Source organism: Rhodoferax sp. SPJ4 (assembly GCF_058216275.1).
On record NZ_JBYZMN010000001.1, the window covers coordinates 1,421,689 to 1,444,890 of the forward strand.

The 23,202-nt window shown below is 66.9% G+C and carries 16 protein-coding genes; 3 read left to right on the forward strand and 13 right to left on the reverse strand.

From position 1 onward, the window contains the following. The first annotated feature begins 78 nt into the window (after nt 1–78). Nucleotides 79–858, forward strand: coding sequence for a PP2C family protein-serine/threonine phosphatase (locus AC4BAR_RS06945; RefSeq protein ID WP_490627074.1), 780 nt, complete (start codon nt 79–81; stop codon nt 856–858). Nucleotides 859–867: 9 nt separating this feature from the next. On the opposite strand, the gene AC4BAR_RS06950 is transcribed toward AC4BAR_RS06945, so the two are convergent. From AC4BAR_RS06950 to AC4BAR_RS06985, 8 genes are all read right to left on the reverse strand, one after another. Then, nucleotides 868–1,467 carry a hypothetical protein gene (locus tag AC4BAR_RS06950; RefSeq protein WP_490627075.1) on the reverse strand — a complete coding sequence of 200 codons (600 nt, stop codon included), beginning with the start codon at nt 1,465–1,467 and terminating at the stop codon, nt 868–870. Continuing rightward, nucleotides 1,464–2,564 (reverse strand): cell division protein ZapE, encoded by a 1,101-nt coding sequence (zapE, locus tag AC4BAR_RS06955; protein ID WP_490627076.1) that lies wholly within the window; start codon nt 2,562–2,564, stop codon nt 1,464–1,466. Before zapE ends, AC4BAR_RS06950 begins: the two co-directional genes overlap by 4 nt. A gap of 85 nt (nt 2,565–2,649) precedes the next feature. Beyond that, on the reverse strand, nt 2,650–4,077 hold the full coding sequence (lpdA, locus tag AC4BAR_RS06960) for a dihydrolipoyl dehydrogenase (protein ID WP_490627077.1): 1,428 nt from the start codon (nt 4,075–4,077) through the stop codon (nt 2,650–2,652). A gap of 137 nt (nt 4,078–4,214) precedes the next feature. Continuing rightward, nucleotides 4,215–5,462, reverse strand: coding sequence for a 2-oxoglutarate dehydrogenase complex dihydrolipoyllysine-residue succinyltransferase (gene odhB, locus AC4BAR_RS06965; protein WP_490627078.1), 1,248 nt, complete (start codon nt 5,460–5,462; stop codon nt 4,215–4,217). A 45-nt stretch (nt 5,463–5,507) separates the two neighbouring features. Continuing rightward, nucleotides 5,508–8,396 carry a 2-oxoglutarate dehydrogenase E1 component gene (locus tag AC4BAR_RS06970; protein WP_490627079.1) on the reverse strand — a complete coding sequence of 963 codons (2,889 nt, stop codon included), beginning with the start codon at nt 8,394–8,396 and terminating at the stop codon, nt 5,508–5,510. Nucleotides 8,397–8,690: 294 nt separating this feature from the next. Further along, nucleotides 8,691–10,589, reverse strand: coding sequence for a propionate--CoA ligase (locus AC4BAR_RS06975; protein ID WP_490627080.1), 1,899 nt, complete (start codon nt 10,587–10,589; stop codon nt 8,691–8,693). Between the two features lie 148 nt (nt 10,590–10,737). Next, nucleotides 10,738–11,343, reverse strand: coding sequence for an isochorismatase family protein (locus AC4BAR_RS06980; protein WP_490627081.1), 606 nt, complete (start codon nt 11,341–11,343; stop codon nt 10,738–10,740). A 23-nt stretch (nt 11,344–11,366) separates the two neighbouring features. After that, entirely contained in the window at nt 11,367–11,975 is a 609-nt protein-coding gene (locus tag AC4BAR_RS06985) for a TetR/AcrR family transcriptional regulator (RefSeq protein WP_490627082.1), read from the reverse strand. A 107-nt stretch (nt 11,976–12,082) separates the two neighbouring features. Here AC4BAR_RS06985 and AC4BAR_RS06990 point away from each other — a divergent pair, with 107 nt between their 5' ends. Continuing rightward, nucleotides 12,083–13,744 carry a 4-hydroxyphenylacetate 3-hydroxylase family protein gene (locus AC4BAR_RS06990; RefSeq protein WP_490627083.1) on the forward strand — a complete coding sequence of 554 codons (1,662 nt, stop codon included), beginning with the start codon at nt 12,083–12,085 and terminating at the stop codon, nt 13,742–13,744. A 21-nt stretch (nt 13,745–13,765) separates the two neighbouring features. On the opposite strand, the gene AC4BAR_RS06995 is transcribed toward AC4BAR_RS06990, so the two are convergent. The 4 genes from AC4BAR_RS06995 to AC4BAR_RS07010 all read right to left on the reverse strand — a co-directional run bounded on the left by AC4BAR_RS06995 (nt 13,766) and on the right by AC4BAR_RS07010 (nt 18,188). Next, complete coding sequence (locus AC4BAR_RS06995) at nt 13,766–15,358, reverse strand: cryptochrome/deoxyribodipyrimidine photo-lyase family protein (protein ID WP_490627084.1); 1,593 nt, start codon at nt 15,356–15,358, stop codon at nt 13,766–13,768. 33 nt (nt 15,359–15,391) lie between these two features. Further along, the gene (locus AC4BAR_RS07000; protein WP_490627085.1) at nt 15,392–16,525 is read right to left on the reverse strand and encodes a PQQ-dependent sugar dehydrogenase; all 1,134 of its coding nucleotides are present in this window, start codon (nt 16,523–16,525) and stop codon (nt 15,392–15,394) included. A 69-nt stretch (nt 16,526–16,594) separates the two neighbouring features. Further along, entirely contained in the window at nt 16,595–17,569 is a 975-nt protein-coding gene (gene acuI, locus AC4BAR_RS07005) for an acrylyl-CoA reductase (NADPH) (protein WP_490627086.1), read from the reverse strand. Nucleotides 17,570–17,579: 10 nt separating this feature from the next. After that, complete coding sequence (locus AC4BAR_RS07010; protein WP_490627087.1) at nt 17,580–18,188, reverse strand: TetR/AcrR family transcriptional regulator; 609 nt, start codon at nt 18,186–18,188, stop codon at nt 17,580–17,582. A gap of 219 nt (nt 18,189–18,407) precedes the next feature. Between AC4BAR_RS07010 and AC4BAR_RS07015 the strand changes: the two genes are divergently transcribed. Then, entirely contained in the window at nt 18,408–18,992 is a 585-nt protein-coding gene (locus AC4BAR_RS07015; protein WP_490627210.1) for a C40 family peptidase, read from the forward strand. A gap of 31 nt (nt 18,993–19,023) precedes the next feature. Here the strand turns inward: AC4BAR_RS07015 and purL are convergent, their stop codons facing one another. Next, a complete protein-coding gene (purL, locus tag AC4BAR_RS07020) occupies nt 19,024–23,106 on the reverse strand; it encodes a phosphoribosylformylglycinamidine synthase (protein WP_490627088.1) in 4,083 nt (1,360 codons plus the stop codon). Between the last annotated feature and the right edge of the window lie 96 nt (nt 23,107–23,202).

The following is a 23,202-nucleotide window of genomic DNA, read 5'->3' on the forward strand; positions in this document are numbered from 1 at the left end:
CCCAGGAGAAGGCTGGGGAATGACTTGATAATACGTCGCTGTTCCGCCCCTTTTTCGCTCGCGCGTTGACCACCTGCCATGCCCATTGCCTACCGCCTCGTTGGTGCCACCGGAATCCACAAGGGGGACAGGCACACGCAGCAAGACCAGGTGGCGCTGCTCAGCCACCCACGGGTTGCCGGCTGCGTGCTGGCGGTGCTGGCCGACGGCATCGGTGGCCGCACCGGCGGGCGCAAGGCGGCCGACCAGGTGCTGCTGACCGCCCAACAACTGTTTGAGCGCTACGTCCCGTCCACGGACGATGGGGCCAGGCTGCTGGCGCAGCTGGTGGAAGAGGCCCACACCATGATCCGGCTGACCGCCATCTCGGCGGCCGAGGAGCCCCACAGCACGCTGGCGGCCTTTCTGATCAACGCCGGCGGCGACTGCCATTGGGTGCATGCCGGTGACTCGCGGATTTACCACTTCCGGCGTGGCCGGCTGGTCACCCAGACCCGCGACCATTCCTACGTGCAGTCGCTGGTCGACCAGGGCACACTGAAGCTGACCGACGCCGCCCAGCATCCCGAATCCCACGTGCTGCTCGGCTGTGTGGGAGGCGACAAGCCACCGCCGCAAAGCGCCCATTTCATTCGCAAACTGGTGCCCGGCGATGTGCTGCTGGCCTGCAGCGATGGCCTGTGGCACCACTTCACCAGCGCCGAGTTGGGCCGCATCGTGCACGAATTGCCGCCCCGCGAGGCCAGCGAATTCCTGGTGGAAAAGGCCCGCACCCGGGCCGCTGGCCAGGGCGACAACCTGTCGCTGGTGATCGTGAAAATCGCCCCCATCGTCGCCGAGCCCAGCCCGGCCGGCTGAATCAGCCCCTCACTGGGGCACAGGCAGGGGTGCGGCCGCCGGTTTGCGGCGCTCGGCCTGCCGGCGGGCCAAGGCCGCCCGCCTGGCTTCGGCCTCTTCCAATTTGCGCTGCTGGGCCTGGGCGGCCTCGCTGGCCTTGGCCGGGCTGCGGCCCAGGGCGTGGCCTTTGGATCGCCCCTTGGGCAAAGGCGCATCGGCTCCCGCGGTGCGGCCAGCCTCCGGCGTGGCGTTGTCGGCCGCGCCCTGGGGACCGGGCTGGCCGACCGGGGCTGGCGGCGCTGACGCCGCCCGTTGCTGGGCCGCCAAAGCCCGCTGCTCCAGCACCTGGCGCCGCTCGGCACCGTCGCGCTGGCGGCGGGCCAGGTTGAGCGCCGCCTCCTGCCGCTGCAGCTCGCCCAGCGTCTTGCGCCGGGACCGTTTGGCCTCTTCCAGGCAATCGGTGACGGCAAAACGCTGGTAGCAGCCGCGCTCCTCGGCCAGATAGCGCCGCTCCGCCGCCTCGCGGGCCTGGCCGATCTGCGTTCGCTGGGCCGCCTCGTCGCCGCTGTCGGCCGCGCCGGCACCCAGCGCCCACAGCAGGCCCAGCAGCATCACCATGCGTTGTGTCATGTCAGTCCGGTGTCCACGTCGCGCCGTTCCAGCGCCAAAAATTCGGCCGACTGCATCTCGTTGAGGCGGGACACGGTCCGGGGAAACTCGTGCACCAGCGGCCCCTCGGTGTAGAGCGCCTCCGGCGCCACCTCGGCCGACAGGATGAGCTTGACGCGGCGGTCGTACAACACGTCCACCAGCCAGGTGAAACGCCGCGCCTGTGAGGCCATGCGCACCGGCATGAAGGGCACGTTGCTCAGCAGCACGGTGTGGAACTGGGTGGCGATTTCCAGGTAGTCGTTCTGTGAACGCGGGCCGCCACACAGCTCGGAAAAATCGAACCAGACCACGCCACCGGCCTTGCGCCGGGCGCGGATTTCGCGCGCCTCGATGTGCAGCACCGGCGACTCGTCCGGCGTTTCGGCCAGGCGGTTGAAGGCGTCGGTCATCTGCGCGTCGGCCTCGGGCCCCAAGGGGGTGTGGTAAAGCCGCACCTGCTCCAGCGTGCGGCGCCGGTAGTCGGTGCCGTTGTCCACATTGACCACGTCCATGTGGGCCTTGAGCAAGGCGATGGCGGGCAGGATGCGGTCGCGGTGCAGGCCGTTGGGGTAGAGGTCGTCGGGTTTGAAATTGGAGGTGGTGACCACCCCCACGCCGTTGCTGAACAAGGCGTCCAGCAAACGGTGCAGGATCATCGCGTCGGTGATGTCGGCGACGTGGAACTCGTCGAAGCAGATCAGCCGGTAGCGCCTGGCGATGCGGCGCCCCAGTTCATCCAGCGGGTTGACCGTGCCCTGCAGCTCGTGCAGCTCGCGGTGCACCTCGCGCATGAATTCGTGGAAATGCAGCCGGGTCTTGCGACGCAAAGGCACGGCGCTGTAGAAGCATTCCATCAGAAAGCTTTTGCCGCGCCCCACCCCGCCGTGCATGTAGACCCCACGCGGGATGTCCAGGCGGTTGATCAGCTTTTTCAGCGGGTTGGAACGCTTGGCCTTGAAATGCGCCCATTCGCTGGCGCAGCGCTCCAGCGCCGCCACCGCCCGCAACTGGGCCGGGTCACTGGTGTAACCCCGGGCCGCCAGTTCGGCGTCATAGGCCGCGCGCACCGACGACATCAGCCGGCCGCGACCTGTGATGGCCAGGACTCAGCCGGCCGAACAGCCCCCACGCCGCGGGGCAGCGGGGGGTGATTCATCACGCTCAAAAGTTCAGCGTGCGTTTGTCCACCGCCAGCGCCGCTTCCTTGGTCGCCTCGCTGAGCGACGGGTGGGCATGGCAGATGCGGGCGATGTCTTCCGCGCTGGCGCGGAATTCCATGGCCACCACCGCCTCGGCGATCAGCTCGCTGGCCTGGGGGCCGACGATGTGCACACCCAGGATCTCGTCGGTCTCGGCGTCGGCCAGCATCTTGACCATGCCGGTGGTGTCGCCCAGCGCCCGGGCCCGGCCGTTGGCCAGGAAGGGAAAGCTGCCCGCCTTGTAAGCGCGGCCGGCGGCCTTGAGCTGCTGCTCGGTCTGGCCCACCCAGGCGATTTCCGGGCTGGTGTAGATCACCCAGGGAATGGTGTTGAAGTTCACATGGCCGTGCTGGCCAGCGATGCGCTCGGCCACCGCCACGCCCTCTTCCTCGGCCTTGTGCGCCAGCATCGGGCCACGCACCACGTCGCCCACCGCCCAGACGTTGGGCAGATTGGTCTGGCAGTCGTCGTTGACCACGATGGCGCCGCGCTCGTCGAGCGCCAGGCCCACGGCGTCGGCGGCCAGGCCGATGGTGTTGGGCACCCGGCCGATGGAGACGATGAGCTTGTCCACCGCCAGGGTCTGGGCCTCGCCCTTGGCGTTGGTGTAGGCCACGCTGACGCCCTTCTTGCCGGTCTTGATCTCACCGACCTTGACGCCCAGCTCGATCTTCAGGCCCTGCTTGGTGAAGGCCTTGTGGGCTTCCTTGGCGATCTGCTCGTCGACCGCGCCCAGGAAGGTGGGCAGGCCTTCGAGGATGGTGACCTCGGCGCCCAGGCGGCGCCAGACCGAGCCCATTTCCAGGCCGATCACGCCGGAGCCGATCAGGCCCAGGGTCTTGGGCACGGCACCGACACGCAGCGCGCCGTCGTTCGACAGCACCAGTTCTTCGTCAAAGGGTGTGCCGGGCAGCGCCCGGGCGTTGGAGCCGGTGGCCACGATGATGTGCTTGCCCACCAGCAGGTCGTCGGTGCTGCCGCTGACCTGGATCTCGTAACCGGCTTCGGTGGCCTTCACGAAAGCGCCACGGCCATGGAAGAACGTGACCTTGTTCTTCTTGAACAGGTAGAGGATGCCGTCGTTGTTCTGCTTCACGACGGTGTCCTTGCGGGCAATCATCTTGGCCGCGTCCATCTTCAGATCGGACAGCGAGATGCCGTGCTCGGCAAAGTGGTGGTGGGCCTGCTCAAAATGCTCGGACGACTGCAGCAGCGCCTTGGACGGGATGCAGCCCACGTTGGTACAGGTGCCGCCGGGGGCCGGGCCACCCTTGCTGTTTTTCCACTCGTCGATACAGGCCACACGCTGGCCCAGCTGGGCGGCGCGGATGGCCGCGATGTAGCCACCGGGACCGCCGCCGATGACGATCACGTCAAATTGTTTGCTCATGTTGGTTCCTGGGTTTTGAAAGCGTCGCGAGCGAGTTCAGGGCAAGGCGCGGGTGGCGGACAACCGAAACGTACTTGCGGTACGTGAGGATTGTCCGAACGGGACCCGCAACGCCGCCATGGACTCGCGCAGCAGCTTTAGATGTCGAAGAGCAGGCGGGCCGGGTCTTCCAGCGCTTCCTTCATCGCCACCAGGCCCAACACGGCTTCGCGGCCGTCGATGATGCGGTGGTCGTAGCTCATGGCCAGGTAGTTCATCGGTCGAACGACGATCTGGCCGTTCTCCACCACCGCGCGGTCCTTGGTGGCGTGCACACCCAGGATGGCGCTTTGCGGCGGGTTGATGATGGGGGTGGACAGCATCGAGCCGAAGGTGCCGCCGTTGCTGATGGAGAAGGTGCCACCGGTCATTTCTTCAATGCCCAGCTTGCCGTCACGGGCCTTGGCACCGTACTCGGCGATCTTCTTCTCGATGTCGGCAAAGCTCATCTGGTCGGCGTTGCGCAAAATGGGCACCACCAGGCCGCGCGGCGAGCCCACGGCAATGCCGATGTCGAAGTAGCCGTGGTAGACGATGTCGTTGCCGTCGACCGAGGCGTTGAGCACCGGGAATTTCTTCAGCGCGTGCACTGCAGCCTTGACGAAGAAGCTCATGAAGCCGATCTTGACGCCATGCTCCTTCTCGAACTTCTCCTGGAAGCGCTTGCGCATTTCCATCACCGGCGCCATGTTGACCTCGTTGAAGGTGGTCAGGATGGCGTTGGTGGACTGCGACTGCAGCAGGCGCTCGGCCACGCGGGCGCGCAAACGGCTCATGGGCACGCGCTGCTCGGGGCGCTCGCCCAGGTTGACCGAGGGCGCGGCCACCTGGGGCAGCAGCTTGGGCGCTGCGGCGGCCGGTGCGGGCATCGCCACCGGGGCCTTGACGCCAGCGGCCACAGCCTGGATCACGTCGCCCTTGAGCACGCGACCGTCCTTGCCAGTGCCAGCCACCGAGCCGGCGGCCAGCTGGTTGTCGGCCATCAGCTTGGCGGCGGCCGGCATGGCCACACCGGCTTTGCCGGTGGCCGCTGGCGCCGGGGCCAGCATGGCGGCCACGGTGGGGGTGGGGGCCGCCGCGGCAGGCGCAGCGGCGCTGGCCTTGCCTTCGGTGTCGATGCGGGCGATCAGCTGCTCGGCCACCACGGTGCCACCGTCGGCGACCAGGATTTCCGACAACACGCCGGCCGACGGGGCGGGCACTTCAAGCACCACCTTGTCGGTTTCGATTTCGATCAGGATTTCATCAACGGCGACGGTGTCGCCGGCTTTTTTCTTCCACTGCAGCATGGTGGCTTCGGCCACCGATTCGGACAGCTGCGGGACTTTGACTTCTACGAGTGCCATGGGGTATTCCGTTAGGGGGTCTGTGTTCTGAACTGAGGGCTGGCCTTACTTGGTCAGCACGAATCCTTTGAGCTTGCCGAAAGCGCCATCGACCAGCGCTTTTTGCTGCTCCTGGTGCAGGTGCGAGTAGCCCACCGCCGGCGAGGCGGAGGCCGCACGGCCCGAGTAGCCCAGGCGCTGGCCTTCGGCCATGTTCTCGTGGATGTAGTGCTGCACGAAGAACCAGGCGCCCTGGTTCTGCGGCTCGTCCTGACACCAGACCACCTCGGTGGCGTTGGGGTACTTCTTCAGTTCGGCGGCAAAGGCCTTGTGCGGGAAGGGATAGAGCTGCTCGACACGCAGAATGACGACGTCGTCGGCGCCCTTCTCCTCGCGCTTCTTGACCAGGTCGTAATAGACCTTGCCCGAACAGGCCACGATGCGCTTGACCTTGTCGGCCTTCAGCACCTTGTGCTCCGGAATCACCGTCTGGAACGAGCCCTTGGTGAACTCGCTCAGCGGCGAGGTGGCGTCCTTGTTGCGCAGCAGCGACTTGGGCGTCATGATCACCAGCGGCTTGCGCAGGTTGCGCACCATCTGACGCCGCAGCACGTGGAAGATCTGGCTGGCGGTGGTGGGTTGCACCACCTGCATGTTGGCGTCGGCGCTCAGCTGCATGAAGCGCTCCAGGCGGGCCGAGCTGTGCTCGGGGCCCTGGCCTTCGTAGCCGTGCGGCAGCATCAGCGTGATGCCGTTGACGCGGCCCCATTTCACTTCGCCGCTGGCAATGAACTGGTCGATCACCACCTGGGCGCCGTTGGCGAAATCGCCAAACTGGGCTTCCCAGATCACCAGGGTGTTGGGGTCGTTGGAGGCGTAGCCGTATTCGAAGGCCAGCACCGCTTCTTCCGACAGGATGGAGTCGATGACCACGAACGGGGCCTGGTTCTCGGCCACATGCTGAAGCGGCACATAGGTGCCGGTGTCCCACTTCTCGCGGCTCTGGTCATGGATGACCGCATGGCGGTGGGTGAAGGTGCCACGGCCGCAGTCTTCGCCAGACAGGCGGACCGGGTAGCCGCTCGCCACCAGCGAGGCGAAAGCCATGTGCTCGCCCATGCCCCAGTCCACCGGGATGTCGCCCCGGCCCATCGCGGCGCGGTCGTCGTAGACCTTTTTCACCAGTTGGTGCGGGGTGACGGTGGCGGGGATGGTGGTGATCTTCTCGGCCAGGCGTTTCCACTCGGCCATGGGGATGGCGGTGTCACCGGCGTCGGTCCACTTCTTGCCCAGGAAGGGCGACCAGTCCACCGCGTACTGGCTCTTGAAGTTGGTCAGCACCGGGTCCACCGTGTGGCGGCCTTCGTCCAGCGCCGCGCGGTAGGCCTTGACCATCTCGTCGCCCAGCGTCTCGCCCAGCCCTTGGGCGGCCAGCTTGTCGGCGTAGAGCTTGCGGGTGCCGGGGTGGGCGCTGATCTTTTTGTACATCAGCGGCTGGGTCAGCGAGGGGGTGTCCTGCTCGTTGTGGCCCAGCTTGCGGAAACAGATGATGTCGACCACCACGTCCTTCTGGAACTCCAGGCGGAACTCCAGCGCCAGCTGGGTGGCCAGCACCACGGCTTCGGGATCGTCGCCGTTGACGTGCAGCACCGGCGCTTCGATCATCTTGACCACGTCAGTGCAGTACAGCGTGGAGCGGCTGTCGCGCGGGTCGGAGGTGGTGAAACCGATCTGGTTGTTGATGACCAGGTGCACCGTGCCACCGGTGGAGTAACCGCGGGTTTCGGCCAGCGCCAGGGTTTCCATGACCACGCCCTGGCCGGCGAAGGCGGCGTCGCCGTGCACCAGCACCGGCAGCACCTGTTTGCCGGTGGCGTCGTTGCGACGGTCCATGCGGGCCCGCACCGAGCCTTCCACCACCGGGTTGACGATTTCCAGGTGCGAGGGGTTGAAGGCCAGCGTCAGGTGGACCGGGCCACCGGGCGAGGTCACGTCCGAGCTGAAGCCCTGGTGGTATTTGACGTCACCCGAGGGCAGGTCTTCGGGGGCGGTGTGGTCGAACTCGGCGAACAAGTCCTTGGGCATCTTGCCCAGGGTGTTGACCAGCACGTTGAGGCGGCCGCGGTGGGCCATGCCGATGACGATTTCCTTGACGCCCTTGGCACCGGCCTGGTTGATCAGCTCGTCCATCGAGGCGATGAAGCTTTCGCCGCCTTCCAGCGAGAAGCGCTTCTGGCCGACGTACTTGGTGTGCAGGAAACGCTCCAGGCCTTCGGCCGCGGTCAGGCGGTCGAGGATGTGCTTTTTCTTGTCGGCATTGAACTGCGGGTTGGTGCGGACGGACTCCAGCTTTTCCTGCCACCAGCGCTTCTGGTTCTGGTCGGTGATGTACATGTACTCGGCGCCCAGGGTGCCGCAGTAGGTCTCGCGCAGCGCGTTCAGCAGCTCGCGCAGGCTCATGGTTTCCTTGCCGAAGAAGGTGTTGCTGGTGTTGAACACCGCTTCCTGGTCGGCATCGCTGAAGCCGTAGAAGGCCGGGTCCAGCTCGGGAATGTAAGGGCGCTCGACGCGCTTGAGCGGATCAAGGTCAGCCCAGCGGGCGCCGACGTTGCGGTAGGCGGCAATCAGCTGCTGCACCGCGGTGCGCTTGCGGCCCATTTCGGGGTCGGGGCTGGCCACCACCACGCGGTTCACGCCCTGCTTGGCGCGCTCGGCAAAGGCATTGATGACCGGCAGGTGGGGCACGTCGCGGGCATTGCTGCCGTCGACCGCGGGCACGTTCTGCAAGGCGTCGAAATACTCGCGCCAGTTGTCGGGCACGCTGCCGGGATTGCTCAGGTAGTTTTCATACATCTCCTCGACGTAGGGCGCATTGCCGCCGAAGAGGTAGGTGTTGGCCGAATAGGCCTGGTAAACCGACGCGGACGCCGATTTCGAAGACGGGGACTCACTCATTTCCGCTGACCTCCGTTTCCCTGCAGGAAACATTAGCTGGTTAAAGCTGGTTGATTAACCTTCCGCGACACGGCTGAACCGATTGGCGGATGCGACTTGAAGCTGGAAGGGCCGAAGTAACACCCAGGATTGTGCCATCGAATCGATGCATCGCCGCGCGCTGGACCGGGTGACGCCCTGCAAAGCGTGAAAACTGTGGCAAGGCCACCACCGCCCGAGGGGCCATGGTAGCGCCATGGGCGATGGCCACGGCGGGCAGACCGGCGGGGCGCATGCACCCCGCCCGGCCGGCGGTCAACGCACGGCCATCAGGTCCTGGATTTGCTGCAGCGCGGTGGGGTCTTCGATGGTGGTCAGGTCGCCGGGGTCGCGCTGTTCACACACCGCCTGGATGGCGCGGCGCAGCAGCTTGCCACTGCGGGTCTTGGGCAAGGCGGTGACAAAGCGCACACGCGATGGCCGAGCCACGGCGCCGAGCTGCTCGTCCACCACCTTCATGATCTCGCCTTCGAGCTTGAGCTTGGCGGCTTCGTCCGGCACCTTGGACAAGTCCTTGATGATCACAAAGGCCATCGCCACCTGGCCCTTGAGCTGGTCAGCCACCCCCACCACCGCGACCTCGGCCACGTTGCTGTGGCTGGAAATGCTTTCCTCGATTTCGCGCGTGCCCAGGCGGTGACCGGCGACGTTGATCACGTCGTCGGTGCGGCCGAGGATGAAGAAATAGCCGTCCTTGTCGCGCACGCCCCAGTCGAAGGTGGAGTACACCATGCGGCCCGGGATGCTGCTCCAGTAGGTTTTGACGAAGCGCGCGTCGTCGCGCCACACGGTCTGCATGAAGCCCGGGGGCATGGGGCCCTCGATGACCACCACGCCTTTTTCGTCGGCCTCGGTCATCTCCTCGCCAGTGCTTTCGTTGATCAGCTTAACGTTGTAGCCGTACATCGGGATGCCGGGGCTGCCGAACTTGCTGGGCGCCTTTTCCACGCCGTTGGCAATGGTCAGGATGGGCCAGCCGCTCTCGGTCTGCCAGTAGTTGTCGATGATGGGCACGCCCAGGCTGTCACTGATCCATTGCGCGGTGGGCTCGTCCAGCGGCTCGCCGGCCAGGAACAGCGCACGCAGGCTCGAGAGGTCGTATTTCTTCAAAAAGGCCGGGTCTTGTTTCTTCAGCACCCGCACCGCGGTGGGTGCGCTGAACATCACCGTGACCTTGTACTTCTCGACCAGGCTCCACCACACGCCGGCGTCGGGCCGGGTCGGCAGGCCTTCGTACATGATGGTGGCCATGCCGGCGATCAGCGGGCCGTAGATGATGTAGCTGTGGCCCACCACCCAGCCGATGTCGCTGGTGGAGAAATAGGTTTCGCCGGCATTGCCCTGAAAGATGTGCTTCATGCTGGCGGCCAGTGCCACCGCGTAGCCGCCGGTGTCGCGTTGCACGCCCTTGGGCTTGCCGGTGGTGCCGCTGGTGTACAGCGTATAGCTGGGGTGGGTGGCATCGACCCACTCACAATCCACCACCGTGTTCAGATGCTTCTCGCGCAGCGGCGCGTACAGCTGGTCTCGGCCGGTCACCAGGGCCATGGGCGACAGCTGGCGGTCCACCAGCAGCACGCCGCTGGGTTTGTGGGTGGCCAGCGAGATGGCTTCGTCCAGCAGCGGCTTGTAGGGCACGACCTTGCCGCTGCGCGAGCCGGCATCGGCACTGATGACCACGGTGGGCGTGGCATCGTCGATGCGGCTGGCCAGGCTGACCGAGGCAAAGCCGCCAAACACCACCGAGTGCAGCGCCCCGATGCGGGTGCAGGCCAGCATGGCAAACGCGGCTTCGGCAATCATGGGCATGTAGATCAGCACGCGGTCGCCCTTTTTCACCCCCATCTCCAGCAGGATGGCGGCCATGCGCTGCACTTCGGCGTGCAATTGACGGAAGCTGTAGGTGATTTCCTGGTTGGTTTCGGTGGAGACAAAGATCAGCGCGGCCTGGTCGGCGCGGTCTTTCAGGTGGCGGTCGACCGCGTTGTGGCACAGGTTGGTGGTGCCGCCCACGTACCAGCGGGCGAACGGCGGCTGGCTGTAGTCCAGGATTTGCTGGGGCGGGGTTTTCCAGTCGATCAGCTGGGCTTGTTCTGCCCAGAAGGCTTCGCGGTCGTTGAGTGAACGCGCGTGGAAATCTGCAAACGAGGCCATTTTTGTCTCCTGCGAACCGTTAAACTGAATTCATAATTATTAGTGGTGAACTTGCTGGGTGCTGACGGCGCCATCGGCACGGCATGGCCCGATCCGGCTTCGGACACGCCTCACCTGGCTGCGGCCTTGGCGGGGCGGGTGAAAGCAATTACTTGATCAACCCCTGAATGGTCTTGAAAGCCGGATGCTCGGCACTGCGCAGCCACTCGAAAGCCACCATCTCGGTGGTCACCAGCTCAGCCCCGGCACCGGCCAGGCGGTCGAAGGCGGCGTCGCGGTTGCGCTCGGTGCGTGAGCTGCAGGCGTCCGTCACCACCCAGACCTCGAAGTCGTCTTCCAGCAAATCCAGCGCGGTTTGCAGCAGGCAGACATGCGACTCGCAGCCGGCGATCACGATGCTGCTGCGGGCTTCGCCATCGTCGGCCTGGGCCTTTTGCAGGTGTTTGGGCAGGCTGCGGGCATTGCCCCGGGGCGCCTGCACCGGCGGACGCAGCCAGTCCACCAGGCCGTCTTCGCAGGCGCTGAAATGCATCTTGGCCAGGGTGCGCTGGCACAGCGCGCGGATCTCGGGCAGGTTCTCACCCAGCTTGGCCGGGTTCTGCTCCGTGCCCCAGCAGGGCACCTGCATCACCTCGGCCAAACGGCCCAGGCGGACCGCGTTGGCCACCACCGCGGCATGGTCGTGCAGGGCGGGCATCAAGCGGGTTTGGTAGTCCACCAGCACCAGCTGGCAACCGTCGGCATCAAGCAACATGGGATTCCTTCAGAAGCCGCCGATTATTCCAGCCGCTGCAGCAGGCCGGTGATGCAGTGCTCAAACAGCGCCGGCGCCTGCTGCCCAAAGAGCCGGATGCGGCCGGTGTGCTGCAACAGCAACAGGCCCACGCCCTGGGCGAACAACGCGGTGTTTTCGCGCCGCGCCGCCTCGGCGTCCAGGCCCAGATCGGCCAGCGCCTGGGCGCAGGGGGCCAGCGCGTCGAGCAAGCGGCCATTGAGCCGGGTGTTCAGTTCGCTGGTCAGGCCGCGCGGCTGCAGGCCCTGGAACAGGTAAAAGCCCAGATCCAGGTCATGCGGGTTGTCGGCATAAAAACCGAACCAGGCCAGGGCGGTGGCGCGCAAGCGCGGGGCCGGCGCCGGGTCGGTGTTGGCGGCCAGCACCTGGGCGTTCAGCCGCTCCAGCGACTCGGCCAGCAGGGCGCCGTAAATCGCCTCCTTGTTGTCGAAGTAGGAGTAGATGGCGCCAGGCGTGTAACCGGCCCGCTTGGCAATCTCGCGGATGCTGGCGCCCTCGATGCCCGAGGCCTTGAACACCGCGCGGGCGGCGTCCAGCACCAGCGCACGGCGGCTGTCGGTCATCGCCTGCTGGCGTTGCAGTTTGGCTTCCATGGGCGGATTATGCGGTGGGACGGCGTGAATTTGAACACTTGCCATATTTATTGAACAGTGTTCAAATTTTGCAATTGCCGCAGCCGCCCGACTTTCTGGAGACCCCCATGAACGCCCCTGCCCCCAGCTCTTTGATGATGTCCGGCGACGCCTTCCGCGAGTCGCTGCGCCGGCTCCAACCCAAGGTGTTCGTGGATGGCCGCCGCATTGACAGCGTGGTCGACGAGCGCGCGCTGCAACCCGGCATCAACGCCATCGCCCTGACCTACGACCTGGCGCTGCGGCCCGAATACGCGCCCATCATGACGGCGGTGCAGCACACCAGCGGCAAACGGGTCAACCGACTGTCGCACATCAACACCAGCGCCGGCGACCTGCTGAACAAGCTGGAAGCCACCCGGCTGGTCTGCCAGGAAACCGGCTGCGCCCAGCGCTACCTGGTGCACGACGCGCTGAACGCGCTGGGCCAGGTGACGGCCAAGATCGACGACGCCCGCGGCAGCACCGAGCACCACGCCAAATTCCTCAACTACCTGCACCAGGTGCAGGACCAGGACCTGACGCTGGCCGTGGCCATGACCGACGGCAAAGGCGACCGCAGCAAGCGCCCCCACCAGCAGGGCAACCCCGACAGCTATGTGCACATCGTCGAGCGCCATGCGCTGCGCAACGGCAAACGTGGCATCGTGATCTCGGGCGCCAAGGCCATCGTCACCGGCGCCCCCTATGTGCACGAGTTCCTGGTCATGCCCTGCCGCCAGATGAGCCAGGAAGACGCCGACTTCGCGGTCTGCTGCGCCGTGCCCATCGACGCCGAAGGCATCACCATCGTCGCCCGCCCTGCCGGCCGGCCCGGTGAGAAGCTGGAGCATGGCGACGCGCTGTTTTCCCGCAAGTACGGCCAGAGCACCGGCGTGGTGCTGTTCGACAAGGTGTTTGTGCCGGAAGACCGGGTGTTCTACGCCGGCGAGTGGGAACACTCCCACCACCTGACCTACAGCTACGCCACCCACCACCGCCAGACCTGTATCGCCGCCCGAGCCGGCTTTGGTGATCTGCTGATCGGCGCCGGTGCGCTGATGTGCGAGGCCAACGGTTTCGATCCGGGCAAGGAGACCCATCTGCGCGACCAGATGGTGGAACTGATCAAGATCACCGAGGGCTTTTACGCCTGCGGTGTGGCCGCCAGCGTTTACGGCAAACCCGACCCCTACAGCCAGACCTACATGCCCGACCCGGTGTTCGCCAACATCGGCAAGCTGTTGATGGCCAACCAGATTTACGACATGCACCGCATCGCCCACTACGTGAGCGGCGGGCTCATCGTCACCCTGCCCGGCCCGGACGAAGACCACAACCCGGAAACCGCCGCCCGGCTGGCCGAGGTGCTGCAGGCCAACCCGGCCATCCCTTACGACAAACGCATCGAGGCGGCCCGCTTTCTCGAAGACCTCACCGCCGGCTACCAGGGCGGCTGGTACAGCGTGATCAGCCTGCACGGCGGCGGCTCGCCGGCGGCGATGAAGCAGGAGATTTACCGCAACTATCCCCTGGGCTCCAAGGTCGAGCTGGTGGAGCGCATCCTGGAACGCGGTGTGGCCGCCGACGGCTCGCCCGCCGCGGCCTCACACGACCCGGAGCGCGCCATCACCAAAAACCGCCAACCCGGCAAATGCTGCGACATGGGTTGCAGCACGCCCGGCCAGCCCATGATGGTGGACCTGCCCGCGGTGGAGGCCACCCTGCCCTCGCGCCGCGCGGCCGACTGAACGCCAGCGCCGCCGGGCTGCTCAGTCGCCCCAGTCCAGCGCCAGCTGTGGCGGGGGTGCCGCGGCCTTGCTGGGCTTTTTGGCCGGCAGCTGGGCGCCCCGCTCCGGCTCCCGCCCCGTGGCGCGCAGGCCGCTTTTGCGGCTGCCGTGTTTGGCCATCACCTCGCGCGACTCGGCTTTCACCGTGGCCAGGCCGCGGAACACCGCCAGCCGCTCCCGGGCCTGGCGGATGCTGGCCGTGAAATCCACCACCGGCAAAGGGTAGTCGGTTTCCAGCCGGCAACCGTAACGCGACTGCAGCGAGGCTGGCAAGCGCCAGGGCTCGAACAGCCACTCGGTGGGCAGCCCCGCCAGCTCGGGCAGCCAGCGCCGCACAAAGTGGCCGTCGGGGTCGTGGTCGCGGGCCTGCTTCACCGGGTTGTAGATGCGTGGCGTGTTGATGCCGGTGGTGCCCGACTGCATCTGCATCTGCGAGTAATGGATGCCGGGCTCGTAGTCCAGAAAGGCCCGGGCCAGGTGCAAGGCCGGCGCGCGCCAGTGCAGCCACAGCGGGTAGGCGGCAAAACTCACCAGCATGGCCCGCATGCGGAAGTTGAGCCAGCCGGTGGCATTGAGCATGCGCATGCAGGCGTCCACCATGGGGTAGCCGGTGTGGCCACTGCACCAGCGCGCAAAGTGGTCGGGGTTGAAATCGTTCTCGCGCAGGCCGTCAAAGGCCCGCACCATGTTCTCGAACTCGATGGCCGGCTCGGATTCCAGCTTTTGCATGAAATGGCAATGCCAGTACAGCCGGCCCTCGAAGCTGCGCAGCGAGGCCAGCCAGGCCCGTTGTCCCGCGTCCGGTGGCTGGTCGGCCAGGGCCTCGCGGCGACGGGCGATGGCGGCCACGGTTTCCCGCAGGCTCAGCACGCCGTGGGCCAAATAAGGCGAGATGCGCGAGCAGGCGTCCGCGCCCGCCAGTGGGCTGGACATGGCGCGCTGGTAGGTCTGGCCACGCTGCTGCAGAAAGCCGTGCAGCGCGTCCACCGCGGCCTGCCGGCCACCGCGCTGTCGCAGCGGCAAATCGCCCTGCAAATCCCAGGTGGCGTCTGGGTCGGGGAGGGGCGGCAGCGCCGGTGCGGGCGGCAGGCGCTGCGGCGCGGGCTGGGGCGCCTGCCGGTTGCGGGCGTCCCAACGTTGGGCCCAGCCATTGCGGTGCTTCAGCCGGCGCACCACCCCGTCCTGGGTGTACTCGGTCCAGACCACGCCGCGGGCCTCGCACCAGCGGGCCACGGCCAGGTCGCGGGCGTAGCTGGCGGCGTTGCCGGTTTCCTGGTGGCTGTGCAAATGGGTGAAGGGCAGAACACGCCACAAGCGCTCAAAGGCGTCGGGCAAATCGCCGCTGAGCCGTTGCAAACGGCTGCCGCGCTCGCGCAGCGCCGTGTCCAGCTCGGTCAGGCATTCGCCGATGAAGCCGCGGTGCTGCGGCGCACAGTCGGCCGCGCCGTGGATGGCCGGCTCTTGCACAAACACCGGCAGCGCCGCGCCGGCGGCACAGGCCGCCAGCAACGGTGCATGGTCTGTCACCCGCAGGTCGCGTTTGAACCAGACCAGGGGCAGCTCGGAGTCGGCCATGGGGCGAGGGGTTGGACGTGGACCGGCCGGCGCTCAGTTCGGCAGCAGGCGCAGCAAGCGGCCCTTGGGGCTGTCGGTCAGCACATACAACAGGCCGTCCGGACCCTGGCGCACGTCGCGCACCCGCTCGCGGTTGTCGGCCAGCAAGCGGGTTTCGCGCACCACCTTGCCCTTGAAGGGCTCGCTCAGTTCGATGTGGTTCAGGAAGCCAAACTTCAGCGAGCCGACGAACAAATGGCCTTTCCAGCCCGGGTAACGGTCGCTGGTGACAAAGGCCATGCCCGACGGCGCGATGGACGGCACCCAGTAATGCAGCGGCTGCTCCATGCCGGCCTTGCGGGTCAGGCCGTCGCCGATGGCACCACCCCCGTAGTTTTCGCCGTAGGTGATGACCGGCCAGCCATAGTTCTTGCCGGGCTGCGGCAGGTTGATCTCGTCGCCGCCCTGCGGCCCATGCTCGACCAGCCAGTAGCGACCATCGGGCGCCAGCGTTGCGCCCTGGGGGTTGCGGTGGCCGTAACTCCAGATCTCGGGCAAGGCACCGGCGCGGCCCACAAAGGGGTTGTCGCGCGGCACGCTGCCGTCTTTGTTGACCCGCACCGTCTTGCCGTGGTGGTTGTCGAGCGTCTGGGCGTCGTCCTTGCGCAGATAGCGCTCGCCCAAGGCCAGCAGCAGCGTGCCGTCGGCTCGCTCGGCAATGCGGCAACCAAAGTGGCCGTTGCTCGCCACCTTGGGCTTCTGGCTGAAGATCACCTGCAGCTTGTCGAGCCGGCTGCGGTCGGCCGACAGCTCGGCCCGGGCCAGCGCGGTGCTGTTGCCCGGCCCACCGGCCGGGTCGGGCTCGGAAAAACAGAAGTACAGCGTGCGATTGCGGGCAAAATCGCTGTCCAGCACCAGGTCGAGCAGGCCACCCTGCCCGCCCACGGCCATCGCCGGCAGCCCCGCCACCGGCGCACCCAGCTGGCCATTGGTTTCCACCACCCGCAGCCGGCCCGGCCGCTCGGTGACCAGAAAACGGCCCTCGGGCAGAAAGGCCACGGCCCAGGGGTTTTGCAGGCCGCTGGCCACCGCCTCGCTGCGCACGCCCTGGGCCTGGCTGGTGCCCGCCAAAGCCCAGCAGGCCAGACCGGCGCAGAGCCAGCGCAGGCGGATTGCGTCATTTTTCACAGCAACTCTCCCAGTTCGGCCGCGGGCCGGCGGTGGGGCTCGAGCCCCACCACGCGGGACATGGCCAGTTCAGATTTTCACCACCACCCGGCCGCGGACCTTGCCGTCCATCAGCTGCTGGGCTTTGGGAATGGCCTGGTCCAGACCCACCTCGTCGATCATGGACTCCAGCAGCGCCGGGTCCAGGTCGCGCGCCAGGCGGTCCCAGGCCCGCTGGCGCTTGGCCAGTGGCGCCATCACCGAATCCACCCCGGCCAGTGTCACGCCGCGCAGGATGAAAGGCATCACCGTGGTGGGCAGGTCCATGCCCTGTGCCAGGCCGCAGGCCGCCACCACGCCGCCGTAGCGGGTCTGCGACAGCGCATTGGCCAGGGTGTGCGAGCCCACCGCGTCCACCACACCGGCCCAGCGCTCTTTCTGGAAGGGCTTGCCAGGGGCCGACAGCTCGGCCCGGTCGACGATGGCGCTGGCGCCCAGTGACTTCAAATAAGCCTCTTCGCTGGCCTTGCCAGTGGCCGCCACCACGGAATAGCCCAGCTTGCCCAGCAGCGCAATCGCCACGCTGCCCACGCCGCCGGTGGCCCCGGTCACCAAGATCTCGCCGGCGCCGGGCTGCACACCATGGTCTTCCAGCGCCAGCACACAGAGCATGGCGGTGTAGCCGGCCGTGCCGATGGCCATGGCCTGGCGGGGTGTGAAGGCGGCCGGCAGTTTCACCAGCCAGTCGCCTTTCAGGCGGGCCTTTTCGGCCAGACAGCCCCAGTGGGTTTCGCCCACACCCCAGCCGTTGTGCACAAAGGCGTCACCGGCTTTCCAGGCCGGGTGGCTGGATTCCAGCACCGTGCCAGCGCCGTCGATGCCAGCCACCATGGGCCAGCTGCGCACCACCGGGCTTTTGTTGGTGATGGCCAGGCCGTCCTTGAAGTTCAGCGTCGAATAGGCCACGGACACCGTGACGTCGCCGGCAGGCAGGCGGGATTCGTCGACCGATTGCACGCTGGCGGTGAACGATTCGGCTTTTTCAAGCAGCAGGGCTTTGAACATGAGGGGGCTCCTAGGGTTGGGGGGAAATCAGGGGGTCGAGAAAACGCCGCACCGCGGCGCGCAGGGGTTGGCTGTCACGGGCCAGCAAGGTGCGCAGCACCGCGCCCTCCCAGAGGGCCCAGAAATCCTGGGCCAGGGCCAGCGTGTCGCCGGCCACGCCATGGCGCGCCAGGCAACCGGCCAGCACCTCGTCCCAGGCGCCCAGGGCCTGCTGCAGACGCTGGCGGAACTCGTCGTGCAAACCGGCCACCTCCTGGCCCAGCGCGCCAACCAGGCAGCCACGGCGAAAGCCATGGCGGGCGATGCCGGCCTCGGACTCGGCCAGAAAGCCGTCGAAACAGGCGACTAGGCTCAGGCGGTCAGCCTCGGGGCCAAACCAGCGCGCCAAACGGCCCATGAAGAAGCTTTGGTAATGGGCCAGCACGGCGTAACCGAAGTCGTCTTTGCTGGCAAAGTGGTGGTAGAACGAGCCCTTGGGCACGCCGCAGGACTTGAGCACAGCGTCCACACCGCAACCCGCCCAGCCCTTTTCCAGCACCAGCACCAGGCCTTGGTGGACCAGTTTTTCCCTGGTTTTCTCGCGTTGCACGGCGCGCGCACCCCGTAAGCTGACGGGCATGGCATCTCTCTGGGGCTGGCTTTCAGGGCGGTCCATGGATTTGCTGGGTGGGTGGTCGGGGGAAGGCAATCAATGAATTAGACCGGTCGTCTAATTATTTCCCGCTATGCTCGAACCTGTCAAGTTGTGAACGCCACCAATCCAACCCTCCTAAAGTCAATATAAATCAAAGAGTTATTCAGGGATTTTCATTTGGATTCTTGTCTACAGACGGGCTGGCTGAAACAGCTTGTGCTGGCCATAGTGCTGGTTTTTGGGGCCACCCTAGGTGCACAGGCCGCCCCCCGAGCCCGGCCGGCCGAAACGGTGGACGCACCGCGCACCGAGCAAAACCTGCTGGCCCGCCTGGGCCAGGTGCACCAGAGCCTGAGCGACCAGGCATCCGAGCTGGTGATCAACGCCATGGGCTTTCTGGGCGTGCCCTACCGCCGCGGCGGCAGCGACGCTGACAGTGGTTTTGACTGCAGTGGTTTTGTGCGCGCGATGTACGAGCAGACCGTGGGCCTGGTGCTGCCGCGCCGCGCCAGCCAGCAGGCCGCCAGCACCCAGACCATCAGCCCCAAGGACCTGCAGCCCGGCGACCTGGTGTTCTACAACACCATGCGCCGCGCCTTCAGCCACGTGGGCATCTACATTGGCGAAGGCAAGTTCATCCACTCCCCCAGCGTCGGCGGCGAGGTGCGGGTGGAAGACATGCGCCAGGCCTATTGGCAGCGCCGCTTCAACGGCGCCCGACGGGTGCCAGCGCCACCGGCCGAAGCCAGCGGCCAGACGCTGCTGCCAACCGAGCCGCTGGCCCACTGAGCGGCCGGCGGCACCGGCCGCCGCCTGATCTTCAGCCCACCCAGCGGCGGGCGTTGCGCCACAGCCGCATCCAGGGGCTGAACGCGTTAACGTCACCCGAGGTCCAGCTCATCTGCACGTTGCGGAACACCCGCTCCGGGTGGGGCATCATCGCGGTGAAGCGGCCATCGGCGGTGGTCACCGCCGTCAGGCCGCCCGGGCTGCCGTTGGGGTTGAACGGGTAGGCTTCGGTGGCCACGCCATGGTGGTCGGTGAAACGCATCGCCGTAATCGCCTTGGCCGCGTCGCCCCGCTGGGCGAAATTGGCAAAACCCTCGCCATGGGCCACCGCAATCGGCAGCCGGCTGCCGGCCATGCCGGCGAAGAACAGGCTGGGTGAATCCAAAACTTCGACCTGCGAGAAACGGGCCTCGAAACGCTCGCTCTGGTTGGTGGTGAAGCGCGGCCAGGCCTCGGCGCCGGGAATGATGTCGGCCAGCTCGGCAAACATCTGGCAGCCGTTGCACACACCCAGGCCAAAGGTGTCCAGGCGACCGAAGAAGCCCTGAAACTGCTCGGCCAGCACCGGGTTGAAGGTGATGCTGCGGGCCCAGCCGATGCCGGCGCCCAGTGTGTCGCCGTAGCTGAAACCGCCACAGGCCACCACACCCTTGAAGTCCTGCAAGCGGGCACGGCCGGTCTGCAAATCGGTCATGTGCACGTCGATGGCGTCGAAACCGGCCTCGTGGAAGGCGTAGGCCATTTCCACATGGGAGTTGACACCCTGCTCGCGCAGCACCGCCACCTTGGGCCGGGCCAGGTTCAGGAAGGGCGCGGCCACGTTGTCGGCCGGATCGAAGCCCAGGCTCACATGCAGGCCAGGGTCGCCAGCGGCACCGGCGGCCGCGTGTTCGGCATCGGCACAGGCCGGGTTGTCACGCTGCTGGTTGATCTTCCAGCTCACACTGTCCCAGACCTGGTGCAAATCACTGAGGCTGGCGCTGAACACCGGCTTGGTGTCGCGCCAGACCTGGACCTGGCCCACACCGGCGGCAATGGCGCTGCCGGCCGGCCGGGTCTTGCCCACCACATGGCTGTGTTTGGACAGGCCGTGCTGGCGCAGGGTCTGCATCACCGCGCTGCGGTCGGCCGCACGCACCTGCAGCACCACACCCAGTTCCTCGTTGAACAGCGCCTTCAGCGTCAATTCCTCGCGGCGGGCGCTGACCTGGCCGGCCCAGTTCTTGGCGTCGCCCATGTCCATGCGGCTGTCGCCAATGCCGTCGCCTTCGGTGACCAGCATGTCCACGTTCAGCGCCACACCCACCTGGCCGGCAAAGGCCATCTCGCAGACGGTGGCGAACAGGCCGCCGTCGCTGCGGTCGTGGTAGGCCAGCAGCTGGCCGGCCTGGCGCAACTCGTTCACCGCGTTGACCAGGTTCACCAGGTCTTGCGGCTGGTCGAGGTCGGGCACCCGGTCGCCGACCTGGTTCAGGGTTTGCGCCAGGATGCTCCCGGCCATGCGGTTCTGGCCACGGCCCAGGTCCACCAGCACCAGCGTGGTGTGGGCCTCGGTGGCGTTGAGCTGGGGCGTGAGCGTGCCCCGCACGTCACCCAGCGTGGCAAAGGCGGTGACGATCAGGCTCACCGGCGAGGTGACCTTGTGCGACCCGGCCTCGGTTTTCCACTGGGTGCGCATGGACAGGCTGTCCTTGCCCACCGGGATGCTGATGCCCAAAGCGGGGCACAACTCCATGCCCACCGCCTGCACCGTGTCGTACAGCGCGGCGTCTTCGCCGGGTTCGCCACAGGCAGCCATCCAGTTGGCTGACAGCTTGACGCGCGGCAACTCCATGGGTGCGGCCAGCAAATTGGTGATGGCCTCGGCCACCGCCATCCGGCCCGAGGCCGGCGCGTCGATGGCGGCCAGCGGCGTGCGCTCGCCCATGGCCATGGCCTCACCGGCAAAACCGCTGTGGTCGGCCAGGGTCACGGCGCAGTCGGCCACCGGCACCTGCCAGGGGCCCACCATCTGGTCGCGGTGGCTGAAGCCACCCACCGTGCGGTCGCCGATGGTGATCAAAAAGCGCTTGGACGCCACCGTGGGGTTGGCCAGCACGTCGATGCAGGCCTTTTGCAGGTCCACACCGGTCAGGTTCAGCGGCGGGAACTGGCGGGCGATGCGGGCCACGTCGCGGTGCATCTTGGGGGGCTTGCCCAACAACACATTCATGGGCATGTCGACAGCAGCCCCCACGCTCCCCACTGCGTGTGGTTCGCTGCCCCCCGAGGGGGCCGTGCCTTGCTTGGGGCGGCCCGGCGCTGCGGCGTCCTGATCTGTCAGCACCAGCTGCCGTTCCTCGGTGGCCACACCCACCACCGCAAACGGGCAGCGCTCGCGCTCACAAAAGGCCTGGAAACTGGCCAGCGACTCGGGCGCGATGGCCAGCACATAGCGTTCCTGGCTCTCGTTGCACCAGATTTCCTTGGGCGCCAGGCCGCTTTCTTCCAGCGGCACGGCACGCAGGTCGAAGCGGGCGCCACGGCCGGCGTCATTCGTCAGCTCGGGGAAGGCATTCGACAGGCCACCGGCACCGACGTCGTGGATGGCCAGGATGGGGTTGGCCGCGCCCTGGGCCCAGCAGTGGTTGATGACCTCCTGCGCCCGGCGCTGGATTTCGGGGTTGCCGCGTTGCACCGAGTCAAAGTCCAGTTCGGCGGCGTTGGCGCCGGTGGCCATGGAGCTGGCGGCGCTGCCACCCATGCCGATGCGCATGCCCGGCCCGCCCAGCTGCACCAGCAGCGAACCGGCGGGGAACTCGATCTTGTGGGTGAGGCCAGCGTCGATTTGCCCCAAACCGCCGGCGATCATGATGGGCTTGTGGTAGCCGCGCTGCACCGTGTCCACGTCGCTGGGCACGGCCTGTTCGTACTCGCGGAAATAGCCCAGCAAATTGGGCCGGCCGAACTCGTTGTTGAAGGCCGCACCCCCCAGCGGGCCCTCGGTCATGATTTGCAGCGGGCTGGCGATGTGCTCGGGCTTGCCGAACTTACCAAAAGGACCGTCGAACAGCTTGGAGACGGTGAAGCCGGTCAGGCCGGCCTTGGGCCGCGAGCCGCGGCCGGTCGCGCCCTCGTCGCGGATTTCGCCGCCGGCGCCGGTGGAGGCGCCGGGAAAGGGAGAGATGGCGGTCGGGTGGTTGTGGGTTTCCACCTTCATCAGCACATGGCTCAGTGCGCTTTGCTTTTCATAGCGAACCAGCGACGATGCCGCCGGGTTCAAACCCGGAATGGCCATGAAACGCTGGACGGGGTTGCCCTCCATCACCGAGGCGTTGTCGGAATAGGCCACCACCATGTGCTGCGGGCTGGTCTGGTGGGTGTGGCGGATCATGCCGAACATGCTGCGTTCTTGCGCCACGCCGTCGATGGTGAACTGGGCGTTGAAGATCTTGTGGCGGCAATGTTCGCTGTTGGCCTGGGCGAACATCATCAGCTCCACGTCGGTCGGGTTGCGGCCGAGCTGGGTGAAGGCGGTCACCAGGTAGTCGATCTCGTCCTCGGCCAGCGCCAGGCCAAAGGTGGTGTTGGCCTCGACCAGTGCGGCCCGGCCGCCACCCAGCACGTCGACCTGGGCCATGGGCGCCGGCTGCAGCTCGGTGAACAGGCCGGCCGCGGTGGCGCGGTCGAACATCGCGCTTTCGGTCATGCGGTCGTGCAGCAGGTCGGCCACCTGGGCGCGCTGGGCCTCGCTGAGGCTGGGCTTGGACAGCAGGCCGGCCTTCAACACCACCCGGTACTCGGTCAGGCGCTCGATGCGTTTGACCGCCAGGCCGCAGTTGTGGGCGATGTCGGTGGCCTTGGAGGCCCAGGGTGACACCGTGCCAAAACGTGGCGACACCACGATCACCTCGCCATCGGCCGGGCCGGTGTAGGGCTCGCCATAGGTCAGCAGCGCCGCCAGGCGTTCGCGCAGCGCGCCGTCCATGGCGGTCTCGGTGGCCACCAGGTGCACATGGCGGGCGGCCAGGCCGATGACCTTGTCATGCACCGCTTGCAGGCGCGGGAGGAGTTGGTGGATGCGGAAGTCGCTGAGGGCGCTGCCGCCCTCGAACGGGGTCAGGTGGTGGGTCACGGTGGTGGCCTGGGTAGGACCGGCAACGCTGGATGGGCCGCCGGCTGCGTCAAAACGCCAATTTTAGCCGCCCTCACCCACGTGATTTCCGGCCCG

Excerpts from the sequence above, each read along its gene's own strand:
- AC4BAR_RS06945 (WP_490627074.1), top strand. The coding sequence starts at position 79 with ATGCCCATTGCCTACCGCCTCGTTGGTGCCACCGGAATCCACAAGGGG.
- AC4BAR_RS06950 (WP_490627075.1), bottom strand. The coding sequence starts at position 1,467 with ATGACACAACGCATGGTGATGCTGCTGGGCCTGCTGTGGGCGCTGGGT.
- zapE (WP_490627076.1), bottom strand. The coding sequence starts at position 2,564 with ATGTCGTCGGTGCGCGCGGCCTATGACGCCGAACTGGCGGCCCGGGGT.
- lpdA (WP_490627077.1), bottom strand. The coding sequence starts at position 4,077 with ATGAGCAAACAATTTGACGTGATCGTCATCGGCGGCGGTCCCGGTGGC.
- odhB (WP_490627078.1), bottom strand. The coding sequence starts at position 5,462 with ATGGCACTCGTAGAAGTCAAAGTCCCGCAGCTGTCCGAATCGGTGGCC.
- AC4BAR_RS06970 (WP_490627079.1), bottom strand. The coding sequence starts at position 8,396 with ATGAGTGAGTCCCCGTCTTCGAAATCGGCGTCCGCGTCGGTTTACCAG.
- AC4BAR_RS06975 (WP_490627080.1), bottom strand. The coding sequence starts at position 10,589 with ATGGCCTCGTTTGCAGATTTCCACGCGCGTTCACTCAACGACCGCGAA.
- AC4BAR_RS06980 (WP_490627081.1), bottom strand. The coding sequence starts at position 11,343 with ATGTTGCTTGATGCCGACGGTTGCCAGCTGGTGCTGGTGGACTACCAA.
- AC4BAR_RS06985 (WP_490627082.1), bottom strand. The coding sequence starts at position 11,975 with ATGGAAGCCAAACTGCAACGCCAGCAGGCGATGACCGACAGCCGCCGT.
- AC4BAR_RS06990 (WP_490627083.1), top strand. The coding sequence starts at position 12,083 with ATGAACGCCCCTGCCCCCAGCTCTTTGATGATGTCCGGCGACGCCTTC.
- AC4BAR_RS06995 (WP_490627084.1), bottom strand. The coding sequence starts at position 15,358 with ATGGCCGACTCCGAGCTGCCCCTGGTCTGGTTCAAACGCGACCTGCGG.
- acuI (WP_490627086.1), bottom strand. The coding sequence starts at position 17,569 with ATGTTCAAAGCCCTGCTGCTTGAAAAAGCCGAATCGTTCACCGCCAGC.
- AC4BAR_RS07010 (WP_490627087.1), bottom strand. The coding sequence starts at position 18,188 with ATGCCCGTCAGCTTACGGGGTGCGCGCGCCGTGCAACGCGAGAAAACC.